Here is a 19,209-nt window from a genome sequence, read left to right on the forward strand (position 1 = left end):
CCTTTTCCTCACCAAAGACTGGTAGAATTCACTTTTTTACTAATAGAGTTGGCAAGCAAAAGCAGCGAGAAATTTATAATTCCGTTAATTAATCCAATGGCTGTGGAATACGTATAATTTCCTTCCAGCACTCCTGAACGGTAGACAAAGGTTGAAATGACATCCGAGGTTTCATAGGTTGGAGCGGTTTGCATCAATAATATTTTTTGAAAATCGGAATTCATTACCGCACCCAGACGCAGGATCAGCATTACGACTACAGTGGGCATAATTCCCGGCAGAGTGATGTTCAGCAGCTGTTTCCAGCGACCTGCACCGTCTATTTTTGCCGCCTCATATAGTTGGGGATCAATTCCGCTAAGCGCCGCCAAAAAGATAATGGACGCCCAGCCCGCACCTTGCCAGATGTTAGAGAGAATATAAAGCGGCCGGAACATATCCTTCTCTGCCAGAAACATCAAAGGCTGTAGATCAAAAAAGCCGCGTACTACGTTAAATAGCCCGCCGTCCAGTGCTGAGAATGTTTTCAACATCCCTACAACCACTACAACCGAAATGAAATGCGGCATATAGCTGACGGTTTGAACCGTGCTTTTGAACCACTTATTCCGCACCTCATTTAACAGCAAAGCCAATATAATCGGTGCAGGAAATCCGAAGATGATACTGTAAAAGCTAAGAATCAGTGTGTTCTTAATGATCCGCCAAAAGTAATAGCTCTCAAAAAACATTTTAAAATTATCAAACCCGATCCAATGCCCTGCCATAATGCCTTTTATAGGACTATAGGATTTTTGAAAAGCCATTAGCAGACCGTACATCGGACCATAGCTAAAAATCAGATAAAAGAGCGCCACGGGAATTAACATGATATACACGTACTTATTCCGCTGCAGTTCTTTTTTTACAAAAGATACTTTACCAGGTTTCACTCCGGACTTTTTGGTCAGCAGCTGCTGCTTAAGCTCCATTGGTTGGCCTCCCCGTATGTAATGTGACTAGCTTCTTGATACCCATAACTTTACAGGCAATGCTCCCTTTTCCCCATGTTCATATCCGGTAATTATTTGTTCAAAACCGTGGAACCCTACTTGTCCGCACACAAAAAATACCCCAGAGTACTTATCGAGCAAGTACGCAGGGTATATGATTTGTCTCTAAGTTTAAACGATCATTGAGCTGTTTTCTTATATTCTGAAGGGGAGAACCCGGTGAATTTTTTGAAGGCTTTGCTAAAGTAAGATACATTGTCTCCAAAGCCTACTTCTTCAGCTAAAGGCCCTATCGTAAAATGCTCACAGCCTTCAATAATTCCGAGCGCTTTCTGCATGCGGTATTTCATGACATAGTTCGTAAACTTCTCCCCTGTTTGTTTCTTGAACATCTTACTAACATAATCAGGATTCATATAAATCTCCTGTGCAACAGTCTGCAAGGTTAAAGTCTCCTCACGATAACGTTTATTTACAATAGCTTGTATCTCTGCCACCATTTGCGACTGCTTGCTGCAATTTCGGTCATAACGATCAAGTGTGATCTCCTCAGCAATATTCAATACAAACTGTTGAAAGGACTGAAGCGTGCTAGTCTCGATCATTTGGGGCAGCTTGTCTATATAGCTCTGCATCTTATTCTGACCGCTCAAACGAATAATCTCCATAAAGATCTGGATCAAATAAGACTTGGTCTTGGCTATGCCGTATCTCAGGTTCAGAAGCTGCTGTAAAATTGTCTGCAACTCGCATTCGGCATCTGACCAGTGTCCCGCTTTCATAAGCATGACCAATCGCTCGAGATCTAACTGTAGCTCTAGCCCCTCTTCATCCTCAGGGATGCTGATATCTTTTTCTGTAATTAAGCTCCCTTCCCCCAGATAAAATCTATGGCTAAGACATTCAATTGTCTGTGTAAATAAACGCCTAACTTGCGTCAGCTCTCCGGGTTCACTTAATGCGGCCGTCAGATCAATATGATAATATTTCATAAATGTGGCGCGGATGCTGTCTATTTTCTCAAACAATGCAGCCTCGGACAGCTTATCTTCCATTAGTAGAAGAACCCGTCGCCCGACGGTAGAGCTTAAAATATGATGCTGAAAAATATCTCCCGAAATATTACTAATCGCGAATAAATGCTCATATTCATGTTCTCCTTCGACTTCTACCAGCAGCAGCCTTACCCGTTGACTCTGAAAATTCAGTCCAAACAGCTCGCCAAAATATTTCCATTCTTCCACACCATAGGTCTTGTTCGTCACAAGCTCCTTCAGGAATTGTTCTTTGGCATGGGGAAGTACACGTTCCAGACCATATTTTATCGACAAAATAAAGTTCTCCTCATTCTGCCGTTCCTCTCGTTTCTGAACTACCTCGCTAAGTGCCTCATTCAGGCTCTCTTCACTGCATGGCTTCAGTAGATAATGCTTAACCCCGTACTGCATCGCCATCTTGGCATAATCGAATTCAGAGAAGCCCGTGAGCATAATAAAAGAGGTCTCAGGATAAAGTGCTGTAACCGTCGCCACCAGCTCCAGACCATCCATTCCTGGCATCCGAATATCGGTAATAATAATATCAGGTATAGCTTGCTTGATTATTTCTAATGCCTCCAAGCCATTTTGTGCGGTTCCGATAAGCTCTGTGCCCAGTGCCCCCCAGTTCATTACGGATGAAATACCGTCCAAAATAATAAACTCATCATCCACCAAAAGCACCTTTTGCATGATACTCCTCCATTCTTTATTGTAAGCGCTATCATAAATATGCATGAAGTTAAATCTGTATGTAATTAGCATTTTACAGGGTCATTTCCTTTTTTACTACCATTAGCAAGTAATGTGGATATAAAAAAACCAGACTATTGCTATATTTCTATAGCAACAATCTGGTTATCGGTTCATATATGAGAATTAGGATACACGTATTTACGCATAAACCTCAACAGCATCGCTAATCAAACGACATGCCTCTGCAGCTCTACGGCAGGCATCAATGCACTTCTGACAGTGATTATGTATATGCTTGCTGCTCTCGTCCGCGCAGGCTTCACAAATTTCTGCACATAATCTTAGGATTCCGCCTACAAACGGACTTTGACGAGTCATCGCTTGTATGGCATAAGAGCAAATATCCGCACATTCACGATCTAGCCGCATGCTTTCACGCAGAGAAGCAAGATCATATTCTTTTAGGCTTGAGACATAGCTATAATTACAGGCATTCATACTTTCTAAACAAGCGTCAATGCACTCCTGATATTGAATTCGGGTCATAGCCTTAAACCTCCTGTATTTTTATAGGGTATGCGATACTATTAACCTACAAGATTAGGAATGAACCATTACAACTTCTGACAAGGAGATCTGATTATAGACTTCTCTTAATAGAGTTAGGACGAACGAAGGTACGTCCCTCCATCTCCAGCAGCCTAGTGCGCAGTTCACTAGATGAGAAATGTTCACCGATAAATACGGCTACGTCTGGCACTTCGCCCTGTGGTGTGATTTTCATAAAATCAGCTTCACGATAGGCATATTGGAAAAGAAACCGACTGGAGGTATCATTAAAGGTCACAATCCCTTTAGCTCTGTATACATCACGCGGTAGTTCCTTAACAAACTGTTCGAATTCCTCACTGTTTACCGGGCGTTTAAAATAATGTGTATACGCCATAACATGATCGTGGGTAGCATGTGTACCACTAGTAGAGTGTTCATCTTCATCATGCAAGAAGCTTTCACTCGCGTCCTCAACCTCTTCCAGTTGTGCATCCGTAAGAACTCCACCTGCATCACGCAGCAGTTCCTCCGTTTCCACCTCACAACGTACAGTTGGCAGGATAGGTGCATAAGCGTTCCATTTCCGCAGTACAGAGGTAACCTCTTCCGCTTCTTCAGCGGTTATACGATCAATTTTATTCAATAGCAAGATAGAAGCGCAGCGAATCTGCTCCTGCATCAAACGATAAGTTGCCCCCTGCTGTGCACGATACAGCTCAAGAAGATGCGCGGCATCAACGACGGTGATCAAGCTTTTCAGTTCTACTTTTTGATACAACGAAATCTCGGTTACGCCATCCACAATTTCCAGCGGGTTCGCAGCGCCTGTTGCCTCAATCACGACGACATCCGGAGACTCCTTCTTGATCAGTGTAGCAAGTTCTGTACTAAGATCACTTCGGATAGAACAGCATATGCATCCACCAAGTAGTTCTGCCATAGGGACAGTTTGCTCAACTAGTAATCCATCCAAATTCACTTCACCCAGCTCATTCATCACTACTGCAGGGCGTAAACCCTGATTTTTCCAATGATCTAGTAGGCGCTGCAGCAATGTTGTTTTGCCGCTCCCCAGAAATCCTGACAATATATACACAGGTACGACCTGTTCCATGTTTCATCGCTCCCCAGCAAATTACAGTTATGTGTAGCGAGTGTACTACATGCGCGCGAAGCACGCAAGCGGCACCCAAAATTCCAGTTGAATTCAGTGAGTTTAGTTAGCTTGTCTTTATTTCAGTCATACCCTATCATGATAACATCTCTAGTTTAGGAGTTGAGCCATTTGTCATCTGTTGAAGAACATCGGAAAGAAGCGCCACAAACCGTTTCCTGCTATATCATTACCGTCTCGGACACCAGAACTACTGAAACAAATACCGGAGGAGCTTTGATTAGATCTATGCTCGAAGAAGCCGGATATGAAGTGACAGGCAGCACCATTATTAAAGACAATTATCAGGATATTCGTGAGCTTTTGTATAAATGCGTCGACCACGCTGGAATAGAAGCCGTACTCCTGACAGGTGGAACAGGAATTTCTCCACGGGATACGACCTATGAAGCTGTTGCCTCTTTACTTGATAAAACATTACCTGGTTTCGGTGAGATTTTTCGGATGCTAAGCTTCACAGAGGACATCGGTTCGGCCGCTATTCTTAGTCGAGCCATTGCTGGCACCATGGGAAAAACCGCAATCTTTTCTATGCCCGGCTCTACAGGAGCCGTAAAACTGGCTATGGAACGGTTAATTATCCCGGAACTTCGCCATGTGATGCGTGAAATTTACAAGCGTTAAGCTAATACCCATTTTTAAATACAATAGACAAACAACCAAGCAGGCTTTTGTTCTGTGCGTATAATACGGTAAGTCCACACACAAAAGGAGCTGAAGGAAATGTCTGAATGTCCAAAATGCCCGGCCCAAACGGTTACTGACCCACCAAAGGTGGTTTATCAAGATCACTTCCACCCACAAGTAGTAAATGTGATTCATCCTGTTGAAATCGTAAGACGTCATCACTGTGTACCCGTTCCTCGCCATTGCTACACCTATTCTGTGAAAGATGTTTTTTGCGATAATAACATGATGCCTAGAGGCGGAAGATAACTCTATTTCACAACACTATTAAAAGTCCCCTATAAGTGAGAGACAGACCCGTGCTAAATGCACAGGGCTTTCTCTCATTTTTTTCACGGGACTCGGGTCTGATGTATTACAACTTTCAAGCGCCCAAGGAGTTGTTCGGCGGGGTTCGTATACCTCCAGTGGTATTTCCTGTTTGGGCAACCGGATTATCACTTCTATTTCCGGTTCCCTATAGCTTAATACTCGTGCGGGGAGCTTTGTACGATAATATAGAGTTCATACTGGAGCTAGAATAAAAAGTGGACAGCAGTTAACAGACTGGCGATAATGAGTCCACGGAGGTGTGTTCACATGGGAGAACATCGACAACGGTATAACGAAGAATTTAAAAAACAGACAGTGCAGTTCATTCAAGAGCAAACAAAGACAGTAGGCGACTTGGCGGAAGAGCTCAACATCCCAAAAAGTACCCTGCATCAATGGATGAGCCAGTATCGAGAACTAAAGAATGAACCAGCAGCTAGCGTGGATCGAGTACGGGAACTCGAGGCACAGTTGAAAGAAATGAGCCGTCAACTTCAGGAAAAAGATAACAAGATTGCCGATGTGGAAGAGGAATTAGCAATCGTAAAAAAAGCAGTGCACATCTTCAGCAAACCAAGGAACTGAGATTCCAGTTTATTGAAAAGCATCGCTCCGAGTTTCTTTTGGAGAAGATGTGCAAGGCCCTACATGTGTCACGGAGCGGGTACTACAAGTGGCGGACAGAAAAAACCAGTACGCATATGCTTCGTAAGGCTGCGATAATGAAGCGAATTCAGTATCATTTTGTAGACCATCAAAAGCGATATGGGAGTCCGAAGATCACCCGCCTGTTACATCAAGAAGGCTATACCATTACCGAACGCACGGTGAGTGTGTATATGCGACATATGAAGCTTCGCTCCATTGTGTCCAAAACGTATCGCGTACAGACCACCGACTCCAATCATGACCATCCGATTGCCCCGAATACGCTGAACCAGCAATTTAAGATACTCAAACCCAATACAGTATGGGTTACCGACATTACATACATTCCATGCCGGGGAGGTCGCTTGTACCTGGCTAGTGTGATGGATCTTTGCACGCGTGAAATCGTGGGGTGGCGCTTAGAGAACCACATGGAAACTAGTCTGGTTTTGGGAGCCTTACAAGATGCTTACGCAGCAAAACAGCCGGAAAAAGGTCTATTACATCACTCCGATCGAGGTTCTCAATATACCTCTCATGAATACACGAAACAGTTGAAAGCGTACGGCATGGAGTCTAGCATGAGTCGCAGAGCTAACTGTTATGATAACGCCTGTATCGAGTCGTGGCACAGCATTTTGAAAAAGGAGCTCATTTATTGTAATCCACGATTCAAAACTAAGGAGCAAGCCTACCAAACACTTTTTCAATATATTGAGTTTTACTATAACCGCAAGCGAATGCATGGTGCACTGGGGTATCTTTCTCCAGTTCGTTTTGCTGAGCAATTGACTAGAATGTCTGTTGCGTGACTGTCCACTTTCTTGACAGAGGTCCACCAGAGTCCCTATTCATTAGAAAAGGGATCTTTTTTGATGCTTTTTTTGCTAATAGCTGCTCTGGAGTCCGTTAACATTTGTAATACGGTAAAAAAGCTGCGTTTAAGGTCAACTGAGTCCGATAGCTACTTTTTACGCACAAGTACCCCCTAATTAGACGTAGTTTGGTGTACGACTATTTTTATAAGATCAAGGGATTTGTGGATTAAATGTCTTCAACTGATCAAACTCATATATCGTTCGAAGATAGTAGGGTTCCTTCTCATTCTCTCTTTCAAACACACCCATGTATCCAACCTCATTAAAAAAAACGTATTCCAATGTAACCTGCTGATCTGGGCGGTTAGATTGCCAATAATAATGTAATTCTAACGGAGCCTCATACCATAACCAATCTAAATCCTTAATTGCTACATTTCTATGCTGGAGAACCCATATACTGAAGGCTACATGAGGATCCTCTACAGGTATTTCTGACTTTCGATTTTTATCTTTTAAATGATTTGCTGTCGTCTGGAGTACATCGTTAATATCTGACTCAACGGAAAATTGTGAAACGGCTTTAATCTGATTGAATTGCTCAGTATATTTATTAGCCTTCGTTAGCTCATGGATTTCATTCAAACTAATCTTAGGGCCATAGAAAATAACACAGACACTAATTAACCCAAAAATAAGTGCTTTTGAAAAAAGAAACTGCTTCTTTTTATACATATAAATTAATCCAAAAATAAAGCCCACAGGAATCAGTAAGCCGAACAAATTCACGCAGAACTCACCAAGTATAAAGGCTCCAATAATTAACGCCCAATCCTTTAATCTCAATGTTTTTCGCTGATCCCAATAGGACACCAGTAAAGAAACAATAAAACAAATCCAAAAGATCCAGCTCATTAAAATCAGTCCTCCTCTCTCCTACATTCTCCATATATTAACACATCCAAGGTGGCACGAAGAGGACTCCCAGCATGTCTTACAACTCCAAATGATTACTCAGCCCTAAAAAAAGAATCTGGATAATTGGCTACAAATCGAATCATGTCATCAGAGATCTCCCATCTAAAGATGGAAGTCAAAACCGGATCTCTAAAAAAGGATTGGACTACTTTATGATTGAAATCAGCGGAGTAATTCTCGAACTTGGCTCTTTCGTGGTTTGCATGCAGCTTTTGTAGGTTAGCAGCTTGAGCAGGCCCCTTTACAGAAAAATCAAACTCATCTAAACGAATCTTAATTCGTTCTTGGTTTCGCTGAGTCATAACCTCTATCTGTAGCTGATTCAGATCGTATATCAGGCTATATACAGTATCCTCGCGCTGTGCTGTGGCAAGTACTTTAAATGCAAAATCCATGTCAGGCGTTTGCTCCGCTAATGTGCTTAATGCCTCATAAGCAATCTTAAAGCGATCCAGTGAATTCTGTTCATAAGCATCCCGATCTTCCCAGCCCATGAAAGCCACCCTCTGAATCGCCTGTACAGCATCCGCATACGCAGTATTAGCGATAATAGGAACGGAAAGCTTGCCTTTATATACAACCAACCGTCCATCTAAAAACTCCAGAATCGCTTGATCCCCCCTCCGGTCAGCCAACAGATAATGTAAACTTGAAGTGCTTTGATCGATACGAACCGTCGTAGCTGCTGCCAATGCTTCCTGAACAGTAGCACAGGTATCAAGTAAATATTGAATAAAATGCAGTTCACCTAATCCAGGGCGTTCATCCATCGCAGGATATTTAGTCTGCCAAAGTGTCGTTTGCTCCACCACCAGCCCTGCTTCATTCATCCCCCCATTAGGATTTTCTTTTCCAATTTGTGAGATGGTTAGGCTTCCATACTGAGAAATCCAAGAAGCGGGTTGAGCTGGAGGCATCATTAATGCAGTCTTCTGTAAACCTCTTTGATTCGTAAAGAGATACACTCCATCGTAGATTACATCCTGATTTTTACAGACTCTATTGATTTCATTTTTAAGCATATGGAAGGCTGTACTCATGTTCATCACCCTTTTCTTATAGCAGCTTGTTTAGAACCTCTTTATTTTCATTTTCCATATGTTCCAAAAAAGCTAAACATAACTCTTCAACCTGCTTATTCTTTTGATCTAAGAGGGTTGAGAATCTTGTAATCAAGGTCTGCTTTCTTTTTTCCCATTGCAGCTGTTGCAATTTCTGTAGATACCCTTCCTTCTCCGGATTTTCCTCTTCATTCCTTAACATCCGGGTTAAAAAAAGAATTTGCACCTCGATTTTTGCTTCTGGTGTTAGATCAAGCAAGTAATTGTTCTCATCAATCAACAGATCAGCATCCACTTTGAAAAATTCTGCCAATGCTTGCAGTCTTTCTTTGGGTACAGGACGACGTTTCTTGACCCAATCACTAAATTGTTGCGGGGTCAGCCCTACTTCTCTGCATACATTGGTGTATGTCACTTGATGAATTAATGCAAGGTATTGCAAAATTGTTAGGGCAGATACAGTAGTATTACTTTCCATGATCACCATTCCTTCTAAAAGCACTGTTATCATTGACATAAAATATGTCTACTCCAATTAATGCCATCTTACATTTTGACGTATTTTATGTCAACCACAAATCTGTTCAATACAGTTAAATACAAAATAGCCCGACAGAGAAATCTGCCGGGTTATTCATCATTATCTTTTACAAATCAGGATGCTCATGTTTTGCTTTTAGACGATTCCAGCGACGCTCCACTTCTGCCTCGAAGCTGCGTAACGCTGGCTCATTCTCAGGCTTCAGTAAATGGCGAGTTTTGCCCATTGTCTTCAACCAAGCAGAGAGCTCAACGCGTTTGCCTTTGTCTTCTGGATTGTACGTGATATTCGTAGAACCATGCTCCACTTCATATAGAGGGAAGAAGCAAGATTCAACAGCCAGCGAGACGATGTTGGTGCCTTCTTTATCTTCAGACATCCAGTTCAATGGGCATGCGATCAGGATTTTACCGTACACTAGACCTTCGTTCTGAGCGTACCACTGTGCTTTTGCCGCTTTCTTCACGAGATCCTGCGGGTAAGCTTCGGAACCTGTGAAGACATATGGAATGTTAGTAGCTGCCATGATTTGCGCAGTATCCTTATGCTGTGTAACTTTACCTTGCTGATTCTTACCAATGCTGGATGTAGAAGTACGGTGACCCAGTGGTGTGGAATAAGACTGCTGAGCACCTGTGTTCATGTAACCTTCATTATCGTACTCTACGATAATCATTTTGTGACCGCGTAGTGCAGCCCCAATCGCAGGACCCATTCCGATATCCATCCCGCCATCCCCAGTTACCATAACGAATGTGAAGTCGTCTTGAAGCCCAAGTCCATCTAATTCACCACGGCGTTTGCGTTCCCAGAACATTTCTACGACACCGGATAAGGTAGCTGCACCATTTTGGAACAGGTTATGAATAAATGTAGATTTATGAGAGGAATATGGATAGCCCGTAGTTGTTACCATCGCACAACCCGTGTGATAAAGCGCTACAATATCCCCTTCGATACCTTTGAAGAACGTCTCCAGTCCTGAGAAAATCCCACAGCCTGGACATGCGCCGTGACCTGGTGCCAGTCGTTTAGGTTTCTTTGTCAAGCTGCGCAGTGGGGGTATCCGCACACTTAATTTCCCTGTTGCTTCATCCTGTTTAACCGTAATTAATCCTGTCTTCAGTGAATCAAAGTCCATCGGCTTCAATAGACGCTGTGGCGCTTTGTCCGGTGCACCTGGATTGTGACCATAGTAGTCAAAAGGTACTTCAACACGGTCTGCAGCAACGGCATCCAATGCTAATTGGAAGAATGCATGACCATCTTCTGCGTAGAAGTCCTTACCGCCCAACCCGTAAATACGGCTAATTACCTTTGTAGTAGTGTTACCATAGGTGAACAGTGCTGCCTTGATCTCATTTACCATATTACCGCCGTGACCACCAACCGAATCCGCACGGTCGCCTACGGTGATTGCCTTAACATTCTTCAGCGCTTCCGCAATTTGCTTCTGCGGGAAAGGACGAATCATATTCGGCGAAATTGCACCTGCTTTAATCCCTTGCAAACGAAGCTGATCTACAACATCTTTAATGATCTCTGAGGCAGAGTTCATCAAGAATACGGCTACTTCCGCATCATCCATCCGATACTCTTCGATCATTGGATAGTGGCGTCCAGTCAGTTCAGCGAATTCTTTAGCGATTTCTTCGAAGACTTCACCCGCATTATACATCGCTACCGACTGCTGATAGCGGTTATTGATATAGTCAGGTTCATTCATATACGGACCTACGGTAACCGGATGATTGCGATCTAGTGTATCCGTAAAGCCTACCGGAGGTTGTGGCCCAACGAATTTATGAACATCCTCACGGTGAGTAAATGCCTGTACGCGACGTTTCTGGTGCGAGGTAAAATACCCATCCGATGCTACCATTACTGGAAGTCGCACTTTGGCGTGCTCAGCAAGCTTAAGTGCCATCAGATTCATATCATAAACAGATTGTGGATCACGGCACATCAGAATCGGCCAGCCCGTATTTAGCGCAAAATACAAATCAGAATGGTCACCGTGAATATTAAGCGGACCAGATATTGAGCGACAGATTAAATTCATAACCATAGGCATCCGTGTACCAGCTTGTACCGGCAATTGCTCTAGCATGAACATATAACCTTGGGCACTGGTAGCATTAAATACACGTCCGCCAGCTGTCGAAGCTCCATAACAGATTCCTGCAGAGCTGTGTTCACCATCTGATGGAATAAGCATAATATCATGCTGACCGTTCGCTTTCATGGTATCAAGAAATTGAGCGACTTCTGTCGATGGGGAGATCGGAAAATAACCCATCACATGATAATTAATCTGATGTGCAGCATAAGCTGCCATTTCATTGCCGGATTCATATAGGAATTTCTGCTCTACCTTCGTAGAGCTTATTTCTTTTTCATAATCGATAGCCACTTGTGTTCCACCTTTCCTCCGTAATTTAGGCTTGGGTTACGAGATCAAAAATATGCCGGACCGTATGACTCTCTGCGTAGCCATCCTCCTCGCGCTCGCCAGACAATGCCGTTGTAGGGCAAGCTTCTACGCATTTTAAACAGCCTTTGCAGTATTGATAATCAATCCCTTGCAGGAACATTTGCGGACGTCCCTTCTTATCAGGCTGCTCCTCCCAAACAAAGCATAAATCAGGACATACCGTATCGCACTGCGCACAATGAATACAATCCTCTAATTTAAAATGAGGCAATAAACCGGATCTTGAAATGCTGAGATTCTTTAAAAAGCTGCTGCCAGGATTCGTAATGGTACCACCGATAGGCTGAGTTTCATAACCTAAGGCCGAAATATCAGACCGAACGAACTCAGGCATAATCGCACCTTCTGGTAATGGGAAATGCATGAAGGTAACTTCATTAAATCCACGTTCGAAAGTAGTTATTGCTGAATGAACAGCTTGCGGATATTTTTTGCCAAGTGATTTCTCGATAACACCCTTCATAATTTCAGGATCCAAGAAATCACACATCCGGAACAACGCACCTAACATTGCCATGTTTACGCGGTTCTTCTCATCTAATGCGATTGATGTAGCATCAACAACTGCTATAGTTCCTGCCATCATATTCAGGGAGGACTTCAATTCCTCCGGCGATTTGGCCGAATTCACCAGCACCGTGCTATGATCATAAATTCCGCTTGTCACGTTAACGGTCTTTGCCAACGCTTCATGGAAGATTCCTACGACATGGGGTCGTTCTACTGGTGAAGTGTCACGAATATGCGTGTTCAAATCACAAAAACGAATATGCGCTTTTACCGCTGATCCCTTTTTCTCAGAACCATAGGAAGAAAAGCTCACTCCATTCATTCCAGCACCGACAACGCCTGCTTCTGCAAGCATTTTACCAGCTAAGTTCGCGCCTAGCCCTCCAATTGATTCCAGACGAATCTCAAAAAATCCGAGTTCGTTCACTTTTGGTAACTGTACCACCGACATAGCCCCTTTCAGAATGTCATCCGTATAATATCCTTATGACTTTTTCAACGATTGTATCTTGATTTTGCAAGTCGCGAAGTGACAAATCTTGCATTTTCCATGTGTTACCTATACTTATTTAGCTACTTTTATTTAGCAATAAAATTAAAAATTAAGATGTTAAATTCATCACATTCTTCATGATAAATATCACACTCCAGTGAAAAGTCATGCCTCTTCATAAAAATGTGTGTTTTTTTTACTTTTCAACTAGTCCATTTCAGGATAAACTGATGCTTGGTGTAATTTTTCGAAGACAGCTTAGGAGGCATTAATTGTGAGTTCAAACGAAGCATCATTACAGAAGAAATTGCTTCCTCGGCATATCAGCTTTATGGCGATGGGCGGAGTAATCGGTACGGGAATTTTTAAAGGAAGTTCTGAGACCATAAGCATTGCCGGACCTGCGGTTATTCTTACTTATGTATTAGCAGGCTTGCTACTCTTAGTGGTCATGGGGGCAATAGCCGAAATGGCTACGGTGTACCCGAATAGGAACATGAAGGACTTCATTCGTGAGGCTTTTGGAGAACGTCTCTCCTTTATCGTGGGTTGGTTATATTGCTTCATGTGGTTGACCGTCTGTGTAATTGAAGTACTGGCAGCAGGCAGCTTCTTACAATACTGGTTACCGGATGTTCCATTATGGCTGCTTAGTCTTGCAAGTGGCGCTTTAATTATCGGCATCAACATGATGAGTGTAGGTGGTTATGGAGAAACGGAGTTTTGGTTAGCCGGTATCAAAATTGCTATGATCATCATCTTCATTATTTTAGGAAGCTCATTAATTTTTGGGCTGTTGCCAATGACTGAGGCTACGCCTTACTTACACAACTTTACAGATTATGGTGGATTTCTCCCGAGAGGCTGGACCCCCATTTTCTCTGCCCTACTTGTCGTCATGTTCTCTTACGGCGGATCAGAGCTGATCGGGCTAACCTTGACGGAGACACAGGATGCAGAGAAGGTCTTACCTAAGGTTGTCAAAAGCTTCATTCTGCGCGTTATTCTGTTCTATACCTTACCGATCTTAATCATCTGTGGATTAATTCCCTGGAATCAACTGAATGAGCATACCAGTCCGTTTGTTCAGGTGTTAGCCGCTACAGGACTTAAGGGTGCCGATCACGTTATGAACTTCATTCTAATTACAGCGGTACTCTCTGCTGCCAATTCTGGTATCTATGGCGCCACCCGCATGTTGCACTCTATGGCGTCACAGGGCGAAGCACCACGCAGCTTGGCAAAAACTTCTGCAAAAGGTGTACCCATCAACAGCCTGAAGCTCTGTGCCGTTGTTCTTGTTATTGGTTCCTTGTTAGCGTACTTCGCCCAGGATGGATTGTTCCGTTTGCTAATGGCTGTTCCAGGCTTTGTGGTTATTCTCGTATGGATCAGCATTTGTATGTCACAACTTAAACTGAGAAAATCTTATCCGAAAGAACCAACCTTTAAGGTATGGGGATTCCCTTATATAACCGTTGTTACACTTGTTTGTTTAACTGTTATCGCGGTTTCTTTTCTCTTCGATGTTCAGAACCGTATCAGTATAGGAACATGTCTAGCTGTTCTGTTGATGCTTACGATTTGGTCGTTCGTAAAATTCAAGAAAAAGAATTAAAGGTTCTAGCTTGGACCGATTTATCAACAAGAGGTGTATCCCCTGTTCTTCGCATTCGCGAAGAGAGGGATACGCCTCTTTTAATTATTGCCGTTCAAAACGTGTTCGCAGCCACCACCATGAGTGGCCAACTTCTTCGCCTTCTTTGGTTATAAATCCATCAGACTTTTCGTTTTGGCAAAAAATAAAAAAACGCGGCAACATCACTCTCCCGCGCTTTTTTTGTATATCTGTTTATCTAACACTAATCATGACTCCTTTACATACAATGTCTCGTGACAAATGACTATTGTAATTAATAATGGAGGGAACAGAATGTCTATGTATAATAATTCTACTATGATTTATCCCAATGGGATGAGGAATACAACTGTTGACGAAAGAGAAATGGTGATGCCTCATCCTGTCGTAGTGGAGGCAAGACAAATTGCTTTGAATCAAATTTTAGTTACTTACGATCAACCTGCGGATTTAGCATCAGCAACAAATATTTCGAATTATTGGATAAGAAGTAATATGCCAAATCCAAATGACATAGCTAGTGTAGGAATGGGAGAGGCCCTTACTAGAGGGAATACGATTCGTGCTGATAAGGGAATGATAGCTGCAATTGATAATTCAAAAATGAGATTTGTTATGACCTTCAATACGAATGCTACTATGGGTGTTCTATATATCTTGCTCCCTTGTTTTGTTAATTTAGAGGGGAGATCAGGGTATACTGGGGCAAACTGGGGGCCGTTTAGTAGAAATATGTTTATCGGACTGTAGTTATTAGAATGGAATATGTTTAAATAATGGAGATAAAAGATCTACCAGTGTGTATTAATAATACTTAATAAAAAGAGGTGTATCCCCTATTCTTCGCATTCGTGAAGAGAGGGATACGCCTCTTTTAATTGTTGCCGTTCAAAACCGAATTTCCTTTATCACGGAAGATTAATTACTAGAGCAGGGCGCACGCCGTCACGGGCTACACTAACATTCGCATAGCTGCGAATGCTGTAGCTCGGACCGACAAAAAACGCACGCGAAGGCTTGTTTCCTTGTGTTCTCAGCCACCACCAAGAGCAGCCAACTTCTACGCCGTCTTTGATTATATAGTTATCTTTATCCGTTTTATCATATATGTATAAGCTGCATCCATCGGGCTTTTTCATTTTGGCAAATCCCGTGCCAACCGCACGCCGTAGATCTTTGCCGTGAATCTCTGAGAATGCCTTTATCTCATCAACGCTAAGCAAAAAAACGTTGTCCTCTGTATCTGGCGTACCCTCTCCGTTATCTGAGCAACGGGTCGTCTTTATTAATTCCTTCTCGGCAGCGTTGAATGCGCTGTTATAGAATTCATCGTTCACCCACTCACGCAAATCACAGTCTTGCCACGTAATATCCACGCAATCACGCCATTTAATATCTACGCTCTTGCCGTGATACCTCTTGCATTCTAAAATATACTCGCTCAAAACAAACAATTCGCCACCTGAGTTTTGGAGAACACACCATTCAATCGGCAGTACTTTACCGTCCTTTGATTGTGAATACGTGCCGAATGTAATGATTTCGCCAAGCTTTATGTTCCGGTGCGGCGTAAAAGTAAGCTTGTCATTTTCCATTGAGTTCTCCTCCTTTTTTACTCCCGAAAAAAACAAAAAAACGCGGGTACATCACTCTCCCGCGTTAACACTGTTGACAGTTTTAATCCTCTAAAATCTACTCAATATCCGGTCGGATATGCTCAGCGATTAATTGCTGCTTGCTAGTCCAGACCTTTTCACTCAAATTCACACGATACACTTCTGGATTTAGCTTACGTTGATACTCTGGCCAGAATAGGTCCTTCTGCTCCCGATGGTAACGACGCACTTCATTCAAATCCGGTAAAGTATACACCTGGAATCCATTAACGTATATAGGTTCTAGCATAGGCAGTGCCGCGTAACGCTCAACATACTTATGCATGTATGGATGTAGCGGATTAAACAGCTTCAACCGTGCACCGTTACGTGGAGCTTCCTCTTCTGGGAAACAGATATAGTCAGCAAGCGCTTTGCCATTTTTACCGATGATCCGGAATACGTCCTTCTTACCAGGCGTGGAAACTTTCTCAGGATTCGAAGAAATCTTGATCGTCGGGATCATTTCTCCAGTAGCAGACTCAATTTCCACCAGCTTATAGACACCACCCAGAGAGGGTTGATCCGAGGCAGTGATCAATTGTGTACCCACACCCCAAGTATCGATTGCTGCGCCTTGCAGCTTCAGATCCATAATTGTGTTCTCATCCAAATCATTGGAAGCGACAATCTTCACATAATCCAAGCCAGCATCATCCAGCATCTTCCTCGCTTGACGGGATAGATAAGCCAAGTCACCGCTATCTAAACGGATACCGACCATCTTTTTACCTTGTGCCTCAAGCTTCTTGGCTGTATTGATTGCATTAGGCACTCCACTACGAAGTGTATCGAAGGTGTCGACCAATAGCGTAACTTCATCCGGCATCACTTTGGCATAGGCATCAAAAGCCTCCTGCTCGCTACCAAAGCTCTGAACCCAGGAATGTGCATGTGTTCCCTTGGTCGGGATACTAAACATTTTGCCCGCTAGCATGTTAGAAGTAGCATCAAAGCCGCCAATATAGGCCGCTCTAGCCCCCCATACTGCTGCATCGGCTTCTTGCGCACGACGGGTACCAAACTCCAGCAAGATATCATTCGGAGCCACCTGCTTAATACGTGAAGCCTTAGTAGCGATCAGCGTCTGGTAATTCATGAAGTTCAGAATTGCTGTCTCCACCAGCTGAGCCTCCATAATTGTCCCTTCCACACGGATTAATGGCTCATCTGGAAAAATCAATGCGCCTTCTTTCATCGAATGAACGGTTCCCTGAAAATGAAACTGCAACAGTTCCTCCAAAAAAGCGGGCGCATAGTTCTCTTCTTGCTCAGACAAATAACGGATATCATCTTCGGTAAACCGCAAGCCGCCGATATAACCAACAATACGCTCTAACCCTGCGAACACAGCATAGCCGTTACCGAAAGGTAGCTTACGGAAATAAGCCTCAAATACAGCCTTCCGTTTATGAGTTCCATTCACCCAGTGAGCGTACATCATATTGATCTGATATTTATCCGTATGTAGCGCAAGTTCTCTTCTCAAGTCCTCATCTCCTAATATCTACGCTGCTATATGTGTATGTTCTGTACTAGTATTATGCCTTAACAACGTCTGCTCCTAAACTTCCCCGGAAATGTTCTAATGCCCAAGTATGTCCATTTGGATTAAAGCTGGCAACTGCATCTTCGTGCACAGTAATAGTAAACCCTTTGTTATATGCATCCACTGCCGTATGCAGTACACAAATATCTGTGCAGACCCCAATTAAATGAAGATCAGTAATGCCACGCTCCCGCAGCTTGATCTCCAGATCAGTACCACTAAAAGCACTATAACGCGTTTTGTCCATCCAATAGATGGAATCGCGGTTGTCCTCATACACAGACTTCAAACTTCCGAACAACTCTCGTCCTTCACTCCCGCGTATATTATGAGGAGGGAAAAGTTTGCTCTCCGGGTGGTAAGGGTCCTTCTCTTCATGCAAATCCACGGCCATAACGACATAATCGCCACTTTGGACAAACTCCGATGTTAATTGGCTGATTCTAGGCTCGATATCCACGGCTGGCTGACCAACCGGCAGATTTCCGTTAACAAAATCATTCGTAAAGTCGATCACTATTAGTGCTCTCATGAGATTAATCCCCTCTCCTGATTTAAGCCACTACGTATAGATAGATAACAAAGGCTCATGATCTGTGAACATGTAGAGCTGAGCTGGACGCTGAGAGTATTGATTTGAACTAAGCGCATTTCCCTCTTCATCTCTTACTTCTTTTAATATACCCTGACGACTACGCGTTGAAGTAATTTTGCGAATAAAATTCGGTTCCTTAAATTCCGGCACTACCGTTTGAATCACCTGATAGAGCTCACTAAGGGTAAAATGTCTAGGTAAAAACTGTCTTGCGATCGTAGTCTGAAGCATTTGTTGTTGAATACGCAAGTATGCATCCTTGATGATATCATGGTGGTCAAAAGCGAGCTCTAGCTCTTCAAGCGCTTCCTGCAACGTAAATAAACCTACCTCGCCAGCATCATCCGAAGCTTGTCTTTGCTCCAACATCCATTCTTCTACTAGGGCAAAAAAGGCATGACTGATAATCCATCCGCGAGGATCGCGACCTGGTGTACTGTAAACGCCCAGATATTCCAAATGGCCGCCATCTACACCAGTCTCTTCTTTGAGTTCACGGGTAGCCGCAGCATAAATGGACTCATCCTCCTGACAAAATCCGCCTGGGAGAGCCCACATTCCAGCACATGGCCATTTCTTTCGTCTAATTAACATTACCTTAAGCTCGCGTAAGGGAAGCGTCTTCGTGACCGTCTTACGTTCGCGTTTGGTCAGTGTAAACATTACGATGTCGGCCGGAACTCCGTCCGGTGTTCGATATTTTTTGGCGTTATAGGTTTGTTCCCCATTTTCGCTCATATTTGCCCCATCCTTTTCCGAAGCTATAATTTTACTAATT

General features: G+C 43.2%; 19 protein-coding genes. 6 read left to right on the forward strand and 13 right to left on the reverse strand.

Going from position 1 to position 19,209, the window contains the following annotated elements:
- Nucleotides 1-8: 8 nt before the first annotated feature.
- The 4 genes from QNH28_RS16740 to QNH28_RS16755 all read right to left on the reverse strand — a co-directional run bounded on the left by QNH28_RS16740 (nt 9) and on the right by QNH28_RS16755 (nt 4,391).
- A complete protein-coding gene (locus tag QNH28_RS16740; protein WP_283907689.1) occupies nt 9-971 on the reverse strand; it encodes an ABC transporter permease in 963 nt (320 codons plus the stop codon).
- Nucleotides 972-1,171: 200 nt separating this feature from the next.
- Nucleotides 1,172-2,722, reverse strand: a complete 1,551-nt coding sequence (locus QNH28_RS16745; protein WP_283907690.1) for a response regulator transcription factor — start codon at nt 2,720-2,722, stop codon at nt 1,172-1,174.
- A 201-nt stretch (nt 2,723-2,923) separates the two neighbouring features.
- Complete coding sequence (locus tag QNH28_RS16750) at nt 2,924-3,271, reverse strand: four-helix bundle copper-binding protein (protein ID WP_283907691.1); 348 nt, start codon at nt 3,269-3,271, stop codon at nt 2,924-2,926.
- Nucleotides 3,272-3,365: 94 nt separating this feature from the next.
- A complete protein-coding gene (locus QNH28_RS16755) occupies nt 3,366-4,391 on the reverse strand; it encodes a CobW family GTP-binding protein (RefSeq protein WP_283907692.1) in 1,026 nt (341 codons plus the stop codon).
- Between the two features lie 171 nt (nt 4,392-4,562).
- Here QNH28_RS16755 and QNH28_RS16760 point away from each other — a divergent pair, with 171 nt between their 5' ends.
- The 4 genes from QNH28_RS16760 (at nt 4,563) to QNH28_RS16775 (ending at nt 6,910) form a co-directional block, all read left to right on the forward strand.
- Nucleotides 4,563-5,075 (forward strand): MogA/MoaB family molybdenum cofactor biosynthesis protein, encoded by a 513-nt coding sequence (locus QNH28_RS16760; RefSeq protein ID WP_283907693.1) that lies wholly within the window; start codon nt 4,563-4,565, stop codon nt 5,073-5,075.
- Between the two features lie 99 nt (nt 5,076-5,174).
- Nucleotides 5,175-5,387 (forward strand): hypothetical protein, encoded by a 213-nt coding sequence (locus tag QNH28_RS16765; RefSeq protein WP_094868883.1) that lies wholly within the window; start codon nt 5,175-5,177, stop codon nt 5,385-5,387.
- A gap of 330 nt (nt 5,388-5,717) precedes the next feature.
- On the forward strand, nt 5,718-6,035 hold the full coding sequence (locus QNH28_RS16770; protein ID WP_036683594.1) for a transposase: 318 nt from the start codon (nt 5,718-5,720) through the stop codon (nt 6,033-6,035).
- A gap of 11 nt (nt 6,036-6,046) precedes the next feature.
- Nucleotides 6,047-6,910 (forward strand): IS3 family transposase, encoded by an 864-nt coding sequence (locus tag QNH28_RS16775; RefSeq protein WP_283912181.1) that lies wholly within the window; start codon nt 6,047-6,049, stop codon nt 6,908-6,910.
- A 216-nt stretch (nt 6,911-7,126) separates the two neighbouring features.
- Here QNH28_RS16775 and QNH28_RS16780 read toward each other — a convergent pair whose 3' ends face one another.
- From QNH28_RS16780 to QNH28_RS16800, 5 genes are all read right to left on the reverse strand, one after another.
- Nucleotides 7,127-7,831, reverse strand: a complete 705-nt coding sequence (locus QNH28_RS16780; protein WP_283907694.1) for a hypothetical protein — start codon at nt 7,829-7,831, stop codon at nt 7,127-7,129.
- 95 nt (nt 7,832-7,926) lie between these two features.
- A complete protein-coding gene (locus QNH28_RS16785; protein WP_283907695.1) occupies nt 7,927-8,916 on the reverse strand; it encodes a carcinine hydrolase/isopenicillin-N N-acyltransferase family protein in 990 nt (329 codons plus the stop codon).
- Nucleotides 8,917-8,950: 34 nt separating this feature from the next.
- Complete coding sequence (locus tag QNH28_RS16790) at nt 8,951-9,472, reverse strand: Clp protease/crotonase-like domain-containing protein (RefSeq protein ID WP_283907696.1); 522 nt, start codon at nt 9,470-9,472, stop codon at nt 8,951-8,953.
- Nucleotides 9,473-9,602: 130 nt separating this feature from the next.
- Nucleotides 9,603-11,909, reverse strand: coding sequence for a thiamine pyrophosphate-dependent enzyme (locus QNH28_RS16795; protein WP_283907697.1), 2,307 nt, complete (start codon nt 11,907-11,909; stop codon nt 9,603-9,605).
- Between the two features lie 25 nt (nt 11,910-11,934).
- Entirely contained in the window at nt 11,935-12,945 is a 1,011-nt protein-coding gene (locus QNH28_RS16800) for a 2-oxoacid:acceptor oxidoreductase family protein (RefSeq protein WP_283907698.1), read from the reverse strand.
- A 322-nt stretch (nt 12,946-13,267) separates the two neighbouring features.
- Here QNH28_RS16800 and QNH28_RS16805 point away from each other — a divergent pair, with 322 nt between their 5' ends.
- Both QNH28_RS16805 and QNH28_RS16810 read left to right on the forward strand, forming a co-directional pair.
- Nucleotides 13,268-14,611: an amino acid permease gene (locus QNH28_RS16805; protein WP_283907699.1), complete on the forward strand. Its 1,344-nt coding sequence runs from the start codon at nt 13,268-13,270 to the stop codon at nt 14,609-14,611.
- 315 nt (nt 14,612-14,926) lie between these two features.
- The gene (locus QNH28_RS16810; RefSeq protein ID WP_349654993.1) at nt 14,927-15,382 is read left to right on the forward strand and encodes a hypothetical protein; all 456 of its coding nucleotides are present in this window, start codon (nt 14,927-14,929) and stop codon (nt 15,380-15,382) included.
- Nucleotides 15,383-15,540: 158 nt separating this feature from the next.
- On the opposite strand, the gene QNH28_RS16815 is transcribed toward QNH28_RS16810, so the two are convergent.
- The 4 genes from QNH28_RS16815 to QNH28_RS16830 form a co-directional block, all read right to left on the reverse strand.
- A complete protein-coding gene (locus tag QNH28_RS16815) occupies nt 15,541-16,227 on the reverse strand; it encodes a DUF6273 domain-containing protein (protein WP_283907700.1) in 687 nt (228 codons plus the stop codon).
- 97 nt (nt 16,228-16,324) lie between these two features.
- Nucleotides 16,325-17,776 carry a nicotinate phosphoribosyltransferase gene (locus QNH28_RS16820; RefSeq protein ID WP_349654994.1) on the reverse strand — a complete coding sequence of 484 codons (1,452 nt, stop codon included), beginning with the start codon at nt 17,774-17,776 and terminating at the stop codon, nt 16,325-16,327.
- Between the two features lie 52 nt (nt 17,777-17,828).
- Entirely contained in the window at nt 17,829-18,368 is a 540-nt protein-coding gene (locus QNH28_RS16825; protein WP_283907701.1) for a cysteine hydrolase family protein, read from the reverse strand.
- Nucleotides 18,369-18,398: 30 nt separating this feature from the next.
- Nucleotides 18,399-19,169: an NUDIX domain-containing protein gene (locus QNH28_RS16830; protein ID WP_042128449.1), complete on the reverse strand. Its 771-nt coding sequence runs from the start codon at nt 19,167-19,169 to the stop codon at nt 18,399-18,401.
- Between the last annotated feature and the right edge of the window lie 40 nt (nt 19,170-19,209).

Origin of the sequence: Paenibacillus sp. G2S3 (assembly GCF_030123105.1) — a bacterium.
Classification (GTDB): domain Bacteria; phylum Bacillota; class Bacilli; order Paenibacillales; family Paenibacillaceae; genus Paenibacillus_AQ.

Bases quoted from the DNA above. Each gene is read 5' to 3' on its own strand.
- QNH28_RS16750 (WP_283907691.1), bottom strand. From the start codon at position 3,271: ATGACCCGAATTCAATATCAGGAGTGCATTGACGCTTGTTTAGAAAGT.
- QNH28_RS16755 (WP_283907692.1), bottom strand. From the start codon at position 4,391: ATGGAACAGGTCGTACCTGTGTATATATTGTCAGGATTTCTGGGGAGC.
- QNH28_RS16790 (WP_283907696.1), bottom strand. From the start codon at position 9,472: ATGTCAATGATAACAGTGCTTTTAGAAGGAATGGTGATCATGGAAAGT.
- QNH28_RS16770 (WP_036683594.1), top strand. From the start codon at position 5,718: ATGGGAGAACATCGACAACGGTATAACGAAGAATTTAAAAAACAGACA.
- QNH28_RS16765 (WP_094868883.1), top strand. From the start codon at position 5,175: ATGTCTGAATGTCCAAAATGCCCGGCCCAAACGGTTACTGACCCACCA.
- QNH28_RS16810 (WP_349654993.1), top strand. From the start codon at position 14,927: ATGTCTATGTATAATAATTCTACTATGATTTATCCCAATGGGATGAGG.
- QNH28_RS16815 (WP_283907700.1), bottom strand. From the start codon at position 16,227: ATGGAAAATGACAAGCTTACTTTTACGCCGCACCGGAACATAAAGCTT.
- QNH28_RS16780 (WP_283907694.1), bottom strand. From the start codon at position 7,831: ATGAGCTGGATCTTTTGGATTTGTTTTATTGTTTCTTTACTGGTGTCC.
- QNH28_RS16825 (WP_283907701.1), bottom strand. From the start codon at position 18,368: ATGAGAGCACTAATAGTGATCGACTTTACGAATGATTTTGTTAACGGA.
- QNH28_RS16745 (WP_283907690.1), bottom strand. From the start codon at position 2,722: ATGCAAAAGGTGCTTTTGGTGGATGATGAGTTTATTATTTTGGACGGT.
- QNH28_RS16740 (WP_283907689.1), bottom strand. From the start codon at position 971: ATGGAGCTTAAGCAGCAGCTGCTGACCAAAAAGTCCGGAGTGAAACCT.
- QNH28_RS16785 (WP_283907695.1), bottom strand. From the start codon at position 8,916: ATGCTTAAAAATGAAATCAATAGAGTCTGTAAAAATCAGGATGTAATC.
- QNH28_RS16830 (WP_042128449.1), bottom strand. From the start codon at position 19,169: ATGAGCGAAAATGGGGAACAAACCTATAACGCCAAAAAATATCGAACA.